The following is a 16,167-nucleotide window of genomic DNA, read 5'->3' as shown; positions in this document are numbered from 1 at the left end:
CGGCGTAAAAGCCCGGCATGCCTCTTCATAGAGACGATCTTTTACTGAGAATTGTTGCTCTCTTCGGAGATTCCCAGCTTGGATCGCAGACCTTCGCGCTGAACCTCATCTATCCAGCACACTCTCTCGTCTTCGGCCAGAAACGCCGATATAGAGACCGTCTGCCACGACGGCTTGAGAGTGTTTTGCATGTCGATTCGAAGCTTCGCCCGGAAAACTGCCGCAACTCTCACCTTGATGGCTGCGGCCGTCCCTGCACTGGCACAGCAATCGACCGCCGTCGCCACCTCCATTGTGCTGACGATCTCGACCCCCTCCACGACCTCTTTTGGCGAAGATGTCAGCGGCTACGCGGTCGTCAACTCAAGCGACGGCACAACTCTGTCGGGAACAGTCACGTTCTACGACGGGACCGCGAATATCTGCACCATCCCGGTGACGCAGACGACAAGCTGCCCTCCCAGCGCGGGAACAGGGTTCGCGGCGGGAACGCACCTGCTGACGGCAGTGTATTCCGGCGACGCAGCACACCTGGGTTCGACTTCAAATGGCGTATACATCACCGTTCTGCCCGATACGACGACGGTAAACCTGACCAGTTCCGCAAATCCGGCAAGCTTCGGCCAGAGTGTGGTGCTTACTGCAACCGCTCAGGGAGACCATGCCATTCCTTCAGGCCAAATCGGCTTCTTCGATGGAACGAACCTGATTGCAATCGCCACGTTGAATCAGGCCGGGGTCGCGACGCTAGCAACCTCTGCGCTGACGTTGGGTACCCACACAATCACGGCTCAGTATGCGGCGACGCAGAACTTTTCCGGGGCCAGCACTGTGCTGAATCAGGCCGTTCAACCCGGAGGAGCGATCGCAACGGTAACAACGTTGGCGTCCAACGTGAACCCAGTATCCGCCGCCCAGAACGTAACCTTTACCGCTGCTGTCTCAACGATGGGTGAGTCGCTGGTGCCAACGGGAGAGGTAACGCTTCTGGATGGAAGCACAGTGTTGGGAACTGCCCCATTGAACAGCCTTGGGCTGGCGACGTTCAGCACGGCTTCGCTCGGAACCGGCAGCCACACCATCTCTGCCAGCTATGCAGGCAATGCAGTCACCGCAGCAAGCTCATCCACGCCACTGATCGAGGTAGTGAGTGCATCTTCTGCGACGAGTCAGAGTCCATTCACGCTAACCATTGCAGGCACGCCCACCGTCGTGACTGGAAGCGCAGTGAATCTGCTGATCACGGTAGCTCCGCAAACCGGCACCCTTCAGCCGGTGCAACTCTCGTGCGCGGGCCTGCCAACAGAATCCGCCTGCACCTTCGGCACGGCGACGCTCCCCGTCAATGGCGGCACCACCAGTCTGCAGATCAGCACCATGTTTCCCCATAGCTGCGAATCGACGACACCCTACACCCAGAATGCAGGTCTACCCTTTGCCGGTCCCGCGCTTGCTGGTTTGCTGCTGCTGTTTATTCCGCGTCGCCGCCGCAAATCGCTGAAGGGCCTGCTGCTTGTTCTCGTCGCCGCCTGCGGTATGGCAACGTTGATCGGCTGCGGAAACTGCACTGACCTGGGAACCCGCCCCGGCGACTACACCATCAAGATCATCGGCACTTCAACGGGAACGGCCAGCAGCACGGTCATTACAAAGATCGTGCTGCATGTGACCGTCCCTTAAGGGTTCATGCGTACATGCCACGCTGTTTGGTTGTATAGGCGACGCGATCGATCGCCAACATGTACGCAGCGATGCGGTTGTTGACGCTGTGGGTGTTCGCATAAGCAAGCACGTCATGGAAGCTGTCAGCCATGATGCGGTCGAGGCGCTCGTTCACTTCGGCCTCCGTCCAGAAATAGCCCATGCGGTCCTGAACCCACTCAAAGTAGCTGGTCGTGACGCCGCCTGCGTTGGCAAGAATATCGGGGATGACGAAGACACGCTTATCCGCGAGAATCTCATCGGCGACAGTCGTCGTAGGTCCATTGGCGCCCTCACAGAGGATGCGGCAGCGCAGCCTGTCGGCGTTGCGGCTGGTAATGACGTTTTCCGTCGCCGCGGGAATGAGAATCTCACACTCGCGGGTCAGCAGTTCATCCTTGTCTGCGGCCTCCGCTCCGGCAAAACCATTGATCGTGCCAGCCTTCGCGCGGTGCTCAACCAAAGCGCGGATGTTGATGCCATACGGATCATAAAGACCGCCATCATATTCGGCGATGCCGACGATCTTGTAGCCCTTCGCCGCGAGAATCAGGGCGGCGTTCGAGCCGACGTTGCCAAACCCCTGGACGATAACGCGGCACCCCTCAATGGACATGCCAAGATGCTTCAGCGCCTCATCGCACATGACGGAGATACCGCGCCCCGTAGCCTCACGCCGCCCGCGAGAGCCACCGATATTAACCGGCTTCCCCGTCACAACAGCCGTGCAGGTCTGCCGGGTATGCATCGAGTAGGTATCCATGATCCACGCCATGGTCTGCTCGTTGGTGCCCATGTCCGGCGCGGGAACGTCCTTCTCCGGGCCGATGAACTCCATCAGTTCCGCGGTATAGCGGCGAGTCATCCGCTCCAGCTCGCCCTGCGACATCTTTCTCGGGTCGCAGATGATCCCGCCCTTGGCTCCGCCAAAAGGGATGTTGACCACCGCGCACTTCCACGTCATCCAGCTGGCCAGTGCGCGCACCTCGTTGAGCGAGACATCGGGCGCGTAGCGAACGCCGCCCTTGCCGGGACCGCGTGCAATCGAGTGTTGAACCCGGTATCCGGTAAATACTTCGATCGATCCATCGTCCATGCCCACCGGGATATAAACCGTGATCTCGCGGACGGGCAGGCGCAGGACCTTCATGATTCCAGCATCGAGGTTGAGTTTTTGAGCGGCGATATCGAATCGAGCGGCTTGTGCTTCCCAGGGGTTTGTTTCCTGCTCGATAGTGAGAGTCTGCATGATCGTCTTCCTTTGTTCCTGTCCCATAAAGCATTTTCCGGCCGCCTGCTTAATAGCAAAACACACGTTCGGCCAGACCGGTCCGTGGCCAAACCCGAGGAGTATAGGCTCGCGCAATAAAGTTGCGCAAACAAACTCAATCATTAGACGTACGTTGGAAGCCAATACAAGTCGACAGCGGATCGACGCGAGAAGGATGTACGCAATTTGTCTTTATCCGTGTTTATCCGCGCTCATCCGTGGTCGCCCTCGCAGTTATGATGGAGGCAGCCATGCCCACTGCCGACGCCAATTCCCTGCCCTCTGCGAATGACTTTCTGAAGTTGAGCCGCAAGCACTCGCTCGTCCCTGTCTATCGCACGGTGACGGCCGACCTCGAGACGCCAGTGTCGGCCTTTCTGCGCATTGCAGCTGAAGAACCGGAGGCCTTTCTGCTGGAGTCGGTCGAGGGCGGCAAGCACGTTGGCCGCTATACCTTCATCGGCATCCAGCCTTATAAAAAGATCGTGGCGCACGGCCAGCAGATCACAGTGCAGCAGGGTCGCCGCCAGCGCAGCTTTACCGGCGATATCTTTGAGGAGTTGAAGAGTGCGCTGACCGGCCACACTCCGGCAAAGCTTCCTGGCCTTCCTCCATTTACCGCAGGAGCGGTAGGATTCTTCGCCTACGATGTCGTGCGGCAGATCGAAAAACTCCCGTCGCTTGCCAAGGACGACCTCGGCGTTCCTGATGCCTGCCTCATGTTCTTCGACCAGGTGCTGGCGTTCGACCACGTAAAGAAAGAGATTCATCTGATAGCAACGGTCGACCTGACGCGCGAGGCCCGTGACGGCGCCTACGAACGCGCAGTTCGACGGCTGAACCGAATGGAGCGACGACTGGCGAGCGCATTGCCTGCAAAGCCAAGGAAGAAGCCTGCCGGAAAGTTGACACTGGCGCCGCAAACATCAAAGGCAGCCTTCATCAAGTCCGTCAACAAAACGAAGGAGTACATCGCATCGGGCGACGTCTTTCAATGCGTGCTCTCGCAGCGCTTCGACTGCGTGCCCGGCGTCGATGCATTTGAGATCTATCGCGCGCTCCGCATCGTGAATCCTTCGCCCTATATGTATTTTCTGCGCTTCGGCATGGACGCCAAATCTGGGAAGAAGCCAACAGCAGCGCACATCGTAGGTTCTTCGCCGGAGTTGCTGGTACGCGTGCACGGCCGGGAGGTGGAGTATCGCCCCATCGCCGGCACCCGTCCGCGAAGCGCCGACGAGGTCGAGGACGCGGCATTCGAAGCCGACCTTCGCTCAGACACGAAGGAGGTAGCCGAGCACATTATGCTGGTCGATCTCGGGCGCAACGACGTGGGCCGCGTCAGTGAGTTCGGCTCCGTCAAGGTGAAAGATCTGATGTACGTGGAAAAATACAGTCACGTCATGCATCTCGTCAGCACGCTCGAAGGAAAGCTGAAGCCCGAGCTTGCGCCAATCGATGCCTTCCGCTCCTGCTTCCCGGCAGGAACGCTCAGCGGAGCGCCAAAGATTCGCGCCATGGAGATCATCGAGGAGTTGGAGCCGACACGGCGCGGCGTCTACGGCGGCAGCATCTTATACGCCGACTTCAACGGCAATCTCGACTCCTGCATCGCCATCCGCACCCTCTTCATGAATGGAAAGCAAGGGCACATTCAAGCAGGAGCAGGCATCGTCGCCGATTCTGTGCCGGAAAAAGAGTTTGAAGAGTGCCGCAATAAAGCCCAAGCCGTCGTGCGGGCAATCGAGCGAGCTCGCAAGAGCTAATCTTCCCTCTCATGATGCAGCGCCCACCAGACGCCGCCGATAATCTGCGCCGCACCGATCGCCCGGGTAAGGCCGGGACGGTCTTGCAGCTTATGCATCAGGTTCTGCCATGCCTTTGGGCCGCGCTCCCAAGCCAAAGCATCATGGCGAGGACAAACAACAGCCATGACGCCATCTCCAATCAGCGCCATCGCGGTAAAGTGTTTCCAGCGTTTTGAAGTCAAGAGCATTCGCGTCACCTGGGCACATTAGATGTGCCTCTTCCAAAGGCTGTTGTCCACACGCCGGATGACCACCGACTGCAGACAATACTCATCCCAAACACCAGGTGCTTTCAATTCGAAAGCGGCGCTCCTGCAGCGGAGGAGGCCGCCTGTATTCCGACCTAAAACGATAATATTGGTGTACCGGATAACTTGCGGTTCAAACGACGCATCGTAGGAAGCATCCTGCGGACGCACCGCCGGTACGGCAGTTTGTCCGTATTTCTTCCTTAGTCTTGCTCTCACAACGGGACAAGCCTTGATCGAAAATTGTTGGGCTTTCTTCCTTGGAGCAATAGACGCAGAATGACGGCAACCATCCTCCTTATTGACGATAATGCAGTGCAGGCCGCCACCCGGCAGGCCATTTTGAAGCGCGCCGGATACACCGCAATTGCCGTACTCAACCCCCAGCGGGCACTTGATCAGCTTCAGCGTGGCGACTTCCCCACAGAGATCGACCTGATCATCACCGACCACACCATGCCGGGGATGAATGGGGCAGAGTTTGTCCGGCAACTTCGTCAGACCCACTCGAAGCTGCCCGTACTGGTTATCAGCGGGTCAGAGGAGGCTGAAGCCGAGTACGAAGGCCTTCGGGTGCGCTTTCGGATGAAGCCCTTCCATCCCGATCATCTTCTGGCCAGTGTGAATGATCTGATACAACCGGAGCTGCAGAGTCCCTCGGAACAGCCTGTGCGGTAAACGGTTTATTGCCGTCCCATCCTTCTCCCTGAGAGAATGAGACATGCACTCGCACCCAATGCCTCAGTTTGGTAGTTTCACGTTGCTGCTGGCTCTGGCGCTGAGCGTCTACACGCTGCTGGCAGGCGCATTTGCCCTTTGGCGATTCAAGACGACCCGTGCTGAAGATGGCTCCGGACGGCTCGGCGAAACCGCCCGGCGCGCCGGAATCGCCAGCTTCATCGCATTGAGTTGCGCTGCATTTGCTCTCGTCTGGGCGTCCTTCACCAACGACTACTCCGTCTCCTACATCCTGCACCACACCAACCGCTCGCTCAATCCGGCGTATAAGTTCTCCGCGCTCTGGTCCGGACAGGAAGGCTCGCTGCTGTTGTGGGCGTGGCTGCTCTCTGCGTACGGCTTTGTGCTGCGCATCCGGCATCGGGTGGATGTCCGGTTGTCCGCCTTCGCCTCGACCATCCTTGCAGCCATCCAGGTCTTCTTTCTCCTGCTGCTGAACTTTGCTGCCCCGCCGTTCGCGATCCAACCCGGCCCGGTCGCGGCCGACGGCTTCGGCCTCAATCCCCTGCTGCAGTATCCCGAGATGGTGATGCATCCGCCGCTGCTGTACCTCGGCTATGTAGGCTTCTCGGTTCCCTTCGCATTCGCGCTCGGCGCGCTGATGATGCGCTATCCCGGTGAAAAGTGGATTCACATCACCCGCCGCTGGACGATGGTGACATGGCTCTTCCTCACCTGCGGAATCTTCATGGGTGCGCACTGGGCCTACAGCGTCCTCGGCTGGGGCGGCTATTGGGGATGGGACCCGGTCGAAAACGCATCTTTGATGCCGTGGCTCACCGGCACCGCCTTCCTCCACTCCGTCATGATGCAGGAGAAGCGCGGCATGATGAAGAGTTGGAACGTCTGGCTCATCTTCTCGACCTTCATGCTGACCATTCTCGGCACGCTGCTCACACGCTCCGGTATTGTCAGCTCCGTCCACGCCTTCGCGCAGTCCGACATCGGCAACTGGTTCTATGGATTCATCATCATCGTCTTCGCCGTCTGCCTCTTCACATTCTTCAAGCAGAAGGACCACCTAAAGTCCGAGAACAAACTCGAATCGCTGGTCTCGCGCGAGTCCAGCTTCCTCTTCAACAATCTGGTGCTGCTGGCTGCCTGCTTTACCGTTCTGTGGGGAACGCTCTTCCCCATCCTGTCGGAGTACGTGCAGGGCTCCAAAGTCACCATGGGCGCGCCGTTCTACAACCGCGTGAATATCCCGGTCGGCCTCTTCCTCCTCTTCCTCACCGGAATCGGCCCCTTGCTGGCGTGGCGGTCTACTTCTCTACGGTCGATCCGGCGAAACTTCATTCTGCCAGGCGTCGCCTTCCTGGTTGCACTCGTTGTTCTCATGCTCGCCGGTGTGCGTCCCTGGAGCGCGGGCGACGCCATGCAGGCGACTATTTTTTCGCTGGTCACCTTCTCGCTCGCCGCCGGAGTCATTACGGCCATCAGCTCTGAGTTCCTTCGCGGGGCATTCGTCGTGCGCACCCAGACCGGCAAAAATCTCTTCGCCTCCACCATCCTTCTGGTCAGGCGCAACACCCGGCGCTACGGCGGCTACCTCGTCCACTTCGGCATAGTCATCCTCTTTATCGGGATCGCCGGCGGAGCCTTCAACCAGTCGCAGGAGCAGGAGATGAACTTCGGCGACTCGCTGACGATGGGTCCCTACAAGCTGGTCTGCCAGAGCTTCACCCAGGAGAGCAAGCCGAACTACGACACCGAATACGCTCTGCTCGACGTCTATAAACACGGCAAAAAGATTACGCAGCTCGCCCCCGAAAAGCGCTTCTACATCGCCAGCCAGACGTCCTCCACCATGGTCGCTCTGCACTCGACACTGGAGAGCGATCTCTATGTAATCTACGAAGGCAAGAATCCCGACACCGACCGACCCATCATCAAGGTATTTCTCAACCCTCTGATGAACTGGATCTGGATCGGCGTACTGATCGTCGTCATGGGCACGTTCCTCGCGCTGGTCCCCAGCCTGACGAAGAATGCGCGCTCAAAGGCGACCATCGAGCCACCGCTGGTTGAAGCCGAGGTTCACCATGTCGCTTAAGCGGTGGATGCAGAGTTTGACGGTATGCCTTCTGGCCGTGGTGATGCTCGGAGCCAGCGATGGAGGCGCCCGTTTCAGCAGGCTCGGTCATCAGATGGTGTGCGCCTGCAGTTGCGGCCAGATCCTGCTCGAATGCAACCACGTCAGTTGCCCCGACTCCGGCCCCATGATCGACCAGTTGCGCGCTCAAATGGCCGCTGGTGGTTCCGATACCTCGATCTTCAACTGGTTTGCCGCAAAATACGGGCCGACAGTGTTAGCAGCTCCCATTCGCGGCGGATTCGATGACGTCGCATGGATTGCTCCCTTCGCCGTCTTCTTTTTTGCCACGCTCGGCACCGGCATTTTGATCTATTTCTGGAAGCGCCGGTCGCTGGTCAACGTGCCCCCCGCCAGCGCAACAGGCATATCGGATACAGACAGAGACGCGATGCGCGAGCGCATTCGCCGGGAGACGGAATACTAATGGGCGCCATAGCTGGTCTCGTGCTGACGATCGCAATCTTCCTGTTCATCTTCTGGCCGGAACGCAACCCGTTCTTCCAGGCCGACAAGACCCGTGTCGACTACCTGCGCGAACGCAAGGACGCCATCTACGACAACCTCCGCGACCTGAACTTCGAGTATCTCGCCGGAAAGTACCCCGAGCAGGACTACACCGAGCAGCGCACCGGTCTCGAAGACGAAGCCGCCCGCGTGATCGCCGAGATCGACCGCCTGAACGCTCGCGGCGATTTGGGACGACGAAGCCGGGCCTGAAACTCCCTGCCCTTACCTCCGGGTAAACTCATCTTCGTGACCTCTCCGTACACTCTGAAGCAGCGCATCGCCCTGGCTATCGTGCCCCGCCTTGCGAGCGCCATCATCTGCTGCCTCGGCGTCACGCTTCGTTACGAAGACATCACCGACCCCGGCACCCTTCCCGGCTACGACACCGCCCCGCCCGCCGTCTACGCCTTCTGGCACCGCTGCCTGCTCGCCTCCGCATGGCGCTTCCGCAACCATGGCGTGACCATCCTCATCAGCCGCAGCTTCGACGGCGAACTCATCGCCCGCACCGTCGAGCGCCTCGGCTTCGTCGCCATCCGCGGCTCCAGTTCCCGCGACGGCGCCGCCGGTCTGCGCAACCTGCAGCGCGCCTACCTTGCTGGCCACTACTGCGCCATCACCGCCGACGGCCCCCGCGGCCCGGCTCAAGTGGCTAAACCCGGAGTCGTCCAACTGGCCAAGCTCGTCGGCAGCACCGTCGGCGCCTTCTACGTTCACCCGCATAGTGCCTGGCAGGCTAACTCCTGGGACCGCTTCCTCATCCCCAAACCCTTCTCGCGCGTCACCGTCGCCTGGACCGCCCAGGTTCCCGCCGACCAAGCCGCCGTTCAGGCCGCCCTCGACCACTCCGTCGAACTCGCCCAATCCACAAACCCGGGTGTCCCATCTTCGACACGGCGTTATCGCACCTGAGGTGAGCATTCGCGCAACGCGCGACCTCTTTCACCAATCTCGACCTAACTAAAATAAAACAGTGCGCGTATCCGACTTCCATTTCGACCTCCCCGAAGAGCTCATCGCCCAATCCCCGCCACCCGTCCGCGGCACCAGCCGCATGCTCCGCCTCGACCGCCACACCGGCGAATACAGCGACGACTTCTTCCGCAACCTCCCCGAAATCCTCCGCCCCGGCGACCTCCTCGTCCTCAACGACAGCCGTGTCATCCCCGCCCGCCTCTACGCCACCCGCGCCGGTCTGCACACCCAACAAAACTCCCCCCACCCCAGCGGACGCATCGAGGTTCTCCTCACCCAGCATCTTGGCGGGGACGACTGGTCGGCCCTCGTTCGCCCCAGCCGCAAGGTCCAGCCCGGCGAACACCTCCACTTCCACGCCCCCAACGAAACCGAGCCACTCCTCACCGCCGAGATCCTCACCGCAGGAGAGTTCGGCGAGCGCACCCTCCGCTTCGCCCCCGCGCCGGACTTCCAGGCTATCCTCGAAAAAATCGGCCACATGCCGCTGCCCCCCTACATCCACCGCAGCGACAATCCGGAAGACCGCGACCGCTACCAGACCGTCTTCTCCCACGAACCCGGCTCAGCCGCCGCCCCCACCGCCGGACTCCACTTCACTCCCGCGATCCTCGACCAACTCAAGCAAAACGGCATCCAGATCGAGACCATCACCCTCCACGTAGGCCTCGGAACCTTCCAGCCCGTTCGCGCCAAAGACCTCGCCGACATACACCTCCACGCCGAGCACTACACCCTCCCCGCCGCCACCGCCACCGCCATCAACGCCGCTCTGGCAGAGGGCCGCCGCATCATCGCCGCCGGAACCACCACCACTCGCACCCTCGAGCACTGCGCCCAGCTAGCCTCGACCGATCCATTCGAGCCGCACACCGGCCTGCGCCTTCACCCGCACTCCGGCTCAACAGAAATCTTCATCAGCCCCGGCCACAACTTCCGCGTCGTCAGCGGCCTGCTCACCAACTTCCACCTCCCGCAATCCACGCTGCTGATGCTGGTAAGCGCCTTCGCCGGAAGAGAAGCCGTCCTCGCCGCCTACGCCCACGCCGTCCGCGAGCGCTACCGCTTCTTCTCCTACGGCGACTGCATGTTGCTCCTCTGAAAACAATCCGCTCTTATACGCGCAATCCGCGGTCGATGCATTTATTCTGACCAACGCGCTACCATCAAACCACCATGTCCGAAGCGAAAACAGAGAAGACCACCGCCGAAAAGCCCCCCATCTACCTGCTCGACAGCATGGCCTTTATCTTCCGCGCCTACCACGCCATGCAGCGCCAGCGTCCGATGTCCACGCGCACCGGCATCCCAACCGCGGCGACGTATGTCTTCGTCAACATGATCAACAAGCTGCGCAAAGACTTCCAGCCGCACTATCTCGCCGCCGTCTACGATCTCTCCGGCCCCGTCTTCCGCGACGAGCGCGCCAAAGAGATGAAGGGCGTCAAGAAATTCAACATCAAAACGCAGGAGTTCGAAGTCATCGACTACGCGGGCTACAAGGCCAACCGCACCGAGATGCCGCAGGACCTCGCCCAGCAGCTTCCCTTCATCCGCCGCGCCCTCGAAGCCTTCCGCATCCCCATCCTCAGCTACGAGGGCTTCGAAGCCGACGACGTCATCGGCACCCTCTCCTGCAAGCTCTCCGCGCTAGGCCACAAGGTCTTCGTCGTGTCCTCCGACAAGGACATGATGCAGCTCGTCAACGACGGCGTCTCCATCCTCAACCCGACGAAGGACAACCTCATCCTCGACCCTGCCGGAGTCGAAGCCGCCCTCGGCGTCCCTCCCGAGCGCGTCGTCGACGTTATGGCCCTTCGCGGCGACGCCATCGACAACATCCCCGGAGCACCCGGCATCGGCGACAAAGGGTCCGTCGAACTCATCCAGCAGTTCGGCACCGTCGAAGCCGCGCTCGATCGAGCCGACGAGGTCAAGCGCAAAACGTATCGCGAATCGTTACAAAATAATCGCGAAAATATTCTCCTCTCCAAAGAGCTCGTCACCATCCACACCGGCGTCCCCATCGACTACAGCATCGAAGACATGCTCACCCAGCCGCCGGACAACGCCGCCTGCCGCGAACTCTTCTCCGAACTCGAGTTCACGACCCTCCTCAAAGATCTGGCTCCCGCCACCGACAACACGCCCATCGCCTTCAACACCAAACCCACGTCAGAAGAGATCGCTGCACTCCTCACCGAAGCCCGCACCATCGACCAGGCCACGGGAAAACCTCACGGTCTGGCCATCGCCATCTTCGAAGACGCCCGCGCCATCGCCGAAGAGACCGCCGCCGAACCCAGCGAAGAATCGAACGAACCCGAACCACCCCCCGCAGAAAATCTCACACTCTTCGGCACCGCCGAAGCAGCCACAAAACCGGGCGCCCTAGGCCCTGCTTCCGCCAGCGCCACATCATCCGACCCCGCCTGCAAATTGGGCCTCGCCGTCAATTCGCACACCGCCATCGAAGTCTCCCTCGACGCTCCCGGCATTAAGGAAGCCCTCCTCGACCCCGCTCTCCCCAAAGACGTCCACGACCTCAAAGCCATCCATCGCGCCTTACAGCCGCATGGCATCACGCTCGCCGGTATCCGCAACGACGTCATGCTCCTCAGCTATCTCGTCAACCCGACCCACGGATCGCATACGCTGGCCGATGTCACCGCCCGCTTTACCAACCGAGCACTCGCGCAGGTCACCAAAGGTGTCGTCTCCGAAAACCTGCTGGCTGAAGCCGCCAACGCAGTCCAGCGGCTCGCCCCCATCCTCCGCGCCGAGATTGAAACCTCGAAGGTTACAAATGTCTACGACACCATTGACCTCCCTCTCGTCCCCGTGCTCCTGCGCATGGAACAAGCTGGAGTCCGAATCGACCCCACCGTCCTCAACGACATGTCCAACCGGCTTGCTATCGAGATCGACAACCTCGCCGAACGCATCTACGCCGAAGCCGGTACCGCAATGGGCAGCGACTCCGCATACCGCTTCAACATCAACTCCCCCAAGCAGCTAGGCGACGTACTCTTCAACAAGATGCTTCTCCCCAAGCCGATGAAGTACGGTAAGGGCAAAGTAGTCTCCACCGCCCAGGACGTATTAGAAGAGCTGGCCGAACACCACACCACGCCAGCGCTCGTCCTCGAATACCGTCAACTGGCCAAGCTGAAAAACACCTACCTCGACCAGCTCCCCAATCTCGCCGATGCCAATGGCCGCATTCACACCACCTTCAATCAGGTAGGCACCGCGACCGGCCGCCTCTCGTCCACTAACCCCAATCTGCAAAACATCCCCATCCGCACCGCAGTAGGTCGCGAGATTCGAGCCGCCTTCATCGCCGCTCCCGGCAACGTCCTCATGTCGGCGGACTACTCACAGATCGAACTCCGCCTCATGGCACATTTCTCGCAGGACCCTCTTCTACTCGACGCCTACCGCACCGGCAAGGACATCCACACCCTCACCGCCAGCGAAGTCTTCGGCATCGCGCCGGAGAAGATGGACAAAGAGACCCGCAATCGCGCCAAGGCGGTCAACTTCGGCATCGTCTACGGCATCAGCCCCTTCGGCCTCAGCGCCCAACTCGGCATCGACCAGAAGACCGCGAAGCAATACATCGAAACCTACTTCGAGCGCTACGCCGGAGTCCGTCGCTTCATCGACGAGACCCTCGAAACCGTCCGCCGCGACCAGGCCGTCCGCACTCACTTCGGACGCGTCCGCCCCATCCCCGACATCCAGTCCCGCAACCCGAACATGCGAGGCTTCGCCGAGCGCACCGCAGTCAACACACCGCTGCAGGGCACCGCAGCCGACCTCATCAAACTAGCCATGCTCCGCATCGACGAGGCTCTACGCGACCGCAAGCTCAAATCGCAGATGACCCTCCAGGTCCACGACGAACTACTCTTCGACGTAGTCCCCGAAGAGGCCGAAGAGCTACAAAAGCTAGTCAAACATGAGATGGAACACGTAGCCGAATTCACCGTGCCCATCACCGCCGAGGTTGGCATAGGCCAGAACTGGCGCGATATCAAGTAAGGCCGTTGACAAAAATATAGGCCCCGGCAAAATTTCACGGGTGTCCCCGCGCAAGCCGGAGTAAGATGCTTGCCTATCAGACACCGTGAGGCAAAGCTTGGGCAACTGGAACAACTTCTCGAATACGCTGAACGGGTACGGCTACTCCGTCCAGATGCCCCCTGGTTTTACGTCCACGCCGCCTGATCCTATGAGCGGAGGTGTATTCGCATGGCCGCCCGGGTCGACACCGCCGCCCAACAGTCCGGCGCTTATATGGATCCTCCCGGTGATGCCGCCCTATCTGCCGGGCCTGGTGCAGCATTATTACAACTTCGACAATCCTATGGTCGCCGCCTACAACGCGCGGAGCCTCGGCCTGCAGAGCGTGCTGCGCATCACTCCGCTGCGGCAGACGACTCTCAACGGCGTCATGACGCTGGTGCGGGAGTTCGATGCTCTCTCGATGGACGGACATCCCATACGCATGAGCGCCATGCTGCTGCAAGGCCCCACCTCTGCCGTGCAATGCGTCGTCGGCATCAGCCTCTACCGCTGGGTAGAGTTCGCCGGCTCGACGCTTCAGTTCGTGGCCAATCTTCAATTGAATGGAACCTCCGCCGTCCCCGGAGAAGTCCGCACCCTGATCGACAAGAACAATCTGAACCATGTAGAAATGCAGCTGGTAAACGCCGATAGTTCCGTAGTGACTCCCATCATGAGCCTACCCACCACCGTCGGCCAATCACAGATATTCGAGATACACGTTGAAGCTGGGGGTTCCCTCTCTTTCGGAGACGTAAAAGGAACGAATGTTCAGATCGGGGACCACAACATCGTCCACACCTAACAGGGCCGCGCACACGAGAACGAAGCGAGGAGGTTTGTATATGTCGAATATCCAAATGGGTACCGTATCCGGAACCAATGTTCAGGTCGGCGACAACAACACTCAGAACGTCACCATGAACCAGGTTGACCGCGACCAGATTCTCAGCCTGCTGGACTCGCTCCATCAGCAGATACAGCAAGCTCCAATCCCCGAAGAGGCCAAACAGGCGATCACGCAGCAAGTGCTGCCCAGCATGCAGGAAGCTGCCAAACAACCTGACCCCAAACCCGGACTCACTCAGGGACTGGAACATCTCAACGCAAACTTGCAGAAGGCCAACACCGCTGCCAGCTCCGTGTCTGAAATTGTTGGGACGGTATCGAAGATCGCAGGCATCATCGGCGTCGGAGTTAAAGTGGCAGCTCCATTTCTAGCTTCGCTTTTGTAGAAGTCTCCTCATCTCCGCATGGTCTGACTTATACGTGATCGTTTACACTGGCGAACTCGTCGCAAACGACAAAGAAATCGGCAACCTAAATTTCACGACGCATTGGGATAGGTACATGAACAAGAGAGAATTCCTCAAGAGCACAGGCGCTATCATCACCGGAACCATGCTCTCCCGCATCGCTCCTGCAGAACAGACCGCGCATTCAGAGGCCCCTGCCGCCGCCCACCGCACCAACTGGTCTGGCAATCTCCAGTACCATACCGATCACCTGCTCCAGCCAACGACCGTCGAAGAGACGCAGCAGGCCGTAAAGAGCTGTACCAAGCTCAGAGCCCTCGGCGCACGCCACTCCTTCAACACCATCGCCGACAGCAACTTCAACCAGATCTCCGTCAAGGCGCTTCAGAATATGTCGGTCGACGCCAAGGCCCGCACCGTCACAGTCGGCGGCGGCGTCACCTATGGCCAGCTCGCTCCGTATATCGACGCGCAAGGCTTCGCTGTGCACAACCTCGCCTCGCTCCCCCACGTCTCCGTCGCCGGAGCCTGCGCGACCGCGACCCACGGCTCCGGCAACAAGAACGGCAACCTCTCCACCTCCGTCGCCGCCATGGAAATCGTCACCGCCGACGGCAACATCGTCCACATCTCCCGCGAAAAAGATGGCGACCAAATCCTCGGTGCGGCCGTCGCCCTCGGCGGCCTCGGCGTAGTCACCGCTACCACGCTCGACGTCATACCTACTTTCCAGATGGCGCAGGTCGTCTACGAAAATCTCTCCTTCGACCAGCTCGAACACAACCTCGAAGCCATCTTCGGCAGCGGCTACAGCGTCAGCCTTTTCACCGACTGGCAAAAAAATCGCGCCACCCAGGTCTGGATCAAGAGCCGCCTCGCTCCCGGTGGCAAGGCCGACATGCCCGCCGAGTTCTACGGCGCAACGCTGGCCAAGCAAAAACTCCACCCCATCACCGGAGCCTCCGCCGTCAACTGCACCGAGCAGCAAGGCATCCCCGGCCCGTGGTACGAGCGCATGCCGCACTTCCGCATGAACTTCACCCCCAGCAGCGGGAATGAGTTACAGTCCGAATACTTCGTCCCCCGGCACAAAGGCTACGCCGCCATCCGCGCCGTCGAAGAGCTTCGCGACCACATCACGCCGCATCTCTTCGTCACCGAGTTCCGCACCATCGCCTCCGACAACATATGGATGAGCACCTGCCACAACCGCGATTCCATGACCATCCACTTCACATGGAAGCCGGACTGGCCATCGGTCAAGAAAGTCCTTCCGCTCATCGAAGCCAAGCTCGCTCCCTTCGACGCCCGTCCGCACTGGGCCAAGATGTTCACCATGCAGCCCTCGCATATCCAGCATCTCTATGAAAAGCTGCCCGACTATCAGGCCATGCTCAAGCACTACGATCCCAACGGAAAATTCCGCAACGACTTTCTCAACACCAACCTCTTCGGAGCCTGAGCGCACGCATCATTGAGCGAAGCTAAATCGTTTCTG

Annotated in this window: 15 protein-coding genes; 12 read left to right on the top strand and 3 right to left on the bottom strand. The window is 60.0% G+C overall.

Annotated features, from left to right (window positions below):
- Window positions 1–41 precede the first annotated feature (41 nt).
- Complete coding sequence (locus P4G45_RS03150; protein ID WP_348268230.1) at window positions 42–191, bottom strand: hypothetical protein; 150 nt, start codon at window positions 189–191, stop codon at window positions 42–44.
- Here P4G45_RS03150 and P4G45_RS03145 point away from each other — a divergent pair.
- Complete coding sequence (locus P4G45_RS03145) at window positions 190–1,680, top strand: Ig-like domain-containing protein (RefSeq protein ID WP_348268229.1); 1,491 nt, start codon at window positions 190–192, stop codon at window positions 1,678–1,680. The two genes, P4G45_RS03150 and P4G45_RS03145, sit on opposite strands and share 2 nt — an antisense overlap.
- 4 nt (window positions 1,681–1,684) lie before the next feature.
- Here the strand turns inward: P4G45_RS03145 and P4G45_RS03140 are convergent, their stop codons facing one another.
- On the bottom strand, window positions 1,685–2,950 hold the full coding sequence (locus P4G45_RS03140; protein WP_348268228.1) for a Glu/Leu/Phe/Val dehydrogenase: 1,266 nt from the start codon (window positions 2,948–2,950) through the stop codon (window positions 1,685–1,687).
- A 272-nt stretch (window positions 2,951–3,222) separates the two neighbouring features.
- On the opposite strand from P4G45_RS03140, the gene trpE reads away from it, so the two are divergent.
- Window positions 3,223–4,737 (top strand): anthranilate synthase component I, encoded by a 1,515-nt coding sequence (trpE, locus tag P4G45_RS03135; protein ID WP_348268227.1) that lies wholly within the window; start codon window positions 3,223–3,225, stop codon window positions 4,735–4,737.
- Here trpE and P4G45_RS03130 read toward each other — a convergent pair.
- Window positions 4,734–4,967: a hypothetical protein gene (locus tag P4G45_RS03130; protein WP_348268226.1), complete on the bottom strand. Its 234-nt coding sequence runs from the start codon at window positions 4,965–4,967 to the stop codon at window positions 4,734–4,736. The two genes, trpE and P4G45_RS03130, sit on opposite strands and share 4 nt — an antisense overlap.
- Before the next feature lie 339 nt (window positions 4,968–5,306).
- On the opposite strand from P4G45_RS03130, the gene P4G45_RS03125 reads away from it, so the two are divergent.
- The 10 genes from P4G45_RS03125 to P4G45_RS03080 all read left to right on the top strand — a co-directional run bounded on the left by P4G45_RS03125 (window position 5,307) and on the right by P4G45_RS03080 (window position 16,131).
- A complete protein-coding gene (locus P4G45_RS03125; RefSeq protein ID WP_348268225.1) occupies window positions 5,307–5,705 on the top strand; it encodes a response regulator in 399 nt (132 codons plus the stop codon).
- A gap of 43 nt (window positions 5,706–5,748) precedes the next feature.
- On the top strand, window positions 5,749–7,818 hold the full coding sequence (locus P4G45_RS03120) for a heme lyase CcmF/NrfE family subunit (RefSeq protein WP_348268224.1): 2,070 nt from the start codon (window positions 5,749–5,751) through the stop codon (window positions 7,816–7,818).
- A complete protein-coding gene (locus P4G45_RS03115) occupies window positions 7,808–8,284 on the top strand; it encodes a cytochrome c-type biogenesis protein CcmH (RefSeq protein ID WP_348268223.1) in 477 nt (158 codons plus the stop codon). The genes P4G45_RS03120 and P4G45_RS03115 overlap by 11 nt, the downstream gene beginning before the upstream one ends.
- Complete coding sequence (locus tag P4G45_RS03110; protein WP_348268222.1) at window positions 8,284–8,577, top strand: hypothetical protein; 294 nt, start codon at window positions 8,284–8,286, stop codon at window positions 8,575–8,577. Before P4G45_RS03115 ends, P4G45_RS03110 begins: the two co-directional genes overlap by 1 nt.
- Before the next feature lie 36 nt (window positions 8,578–8,613).
- Entirely contained in the window at window positions 8,614–9,279 is a 666-nt protein-coding gene (locus P4G45_RS03105; RefSeq protein WP_348268221.1) for a lysophospholipid acyltransferase family protein, read from the top strand.
- Between the two features lie 61 nt (window positions 9,280–9,340).
- Complete coding sequence (queA, locus tag P4G45_RS03100; RefSeq protein WP_348268220.1) at window positions 9,341–10,444, top strand: tRNA preQ1(34) S-adenosylmethionine ribosyltransferase-isomerase QueA; 1,104 nt, start codon at window positions 9,341–9,343, stop codon at window positions 10,442–10,444.
- A 74-nt stretch (window positions 10,445–10,518) separates the two neighbouring features.
- Complete coding sequence (polA, locus tag P4G45_RS03095) at window positions 10,519–13,389, top strand: DNA polymerase I (protein ID WP_348268219.1); 2,871 nt, start codon at window positions 10,519–10,521, stop codon at window positions 13,387–13,389.
- Window positions 13,390–13,474: 85 nt separating this feature from the next.
- The gene (locus P4G45_RS03090) at window positions 13,475–14,218 is read left to right on the top strand and encodes a hypothetical protein (protein ID WP_348268218.1); all 744 of its coding nucleotides are present in this window, start codon (window positions 13,475–13,477) and stop codon (window positions 14,216–14,218) included.
- 40 nt (window positions 14,219–14,258) lie between these two features.
- The gene (locus tag P4G45_RS03085; protein WP_348268217.1) at window positions 14,259–14,648 is read left to right on the top strand and encodes a hypothetical protein; all 390 of its coding nucleotides are present in this window, start codon (window positions 14,259–14,261) and stop codon (window positions 14,646–14,648) included.
- 115 nt (window positions 14,649–14,763) lie between these two features.
- Entirely contained in the window at window positions 14,764–16,131 is a 1,368-nt protein-coding gene (locus P4G45_RS03080) for an FAD-binding protein (RefSeq protein ID WP_348268216.1), read from the top strand.
- Window positions 16,132–16,167: the final 36 nt, after the last annotated feature.

This window comes from Edaphobacter paludis (genome assembly GCF_039993895.1).
Lineage (GTDB): Bacteria > Acidobacteriota > Terriglobia > Terriglobales > Acidobacteriaceae > Edaphobacter > Edaphobacter paludis.
The sequence above is the reverse complement of the archived record's forward strand: the minus strand, read 5'-3'. Positions and strand labels throughout refer to the sequence as shown.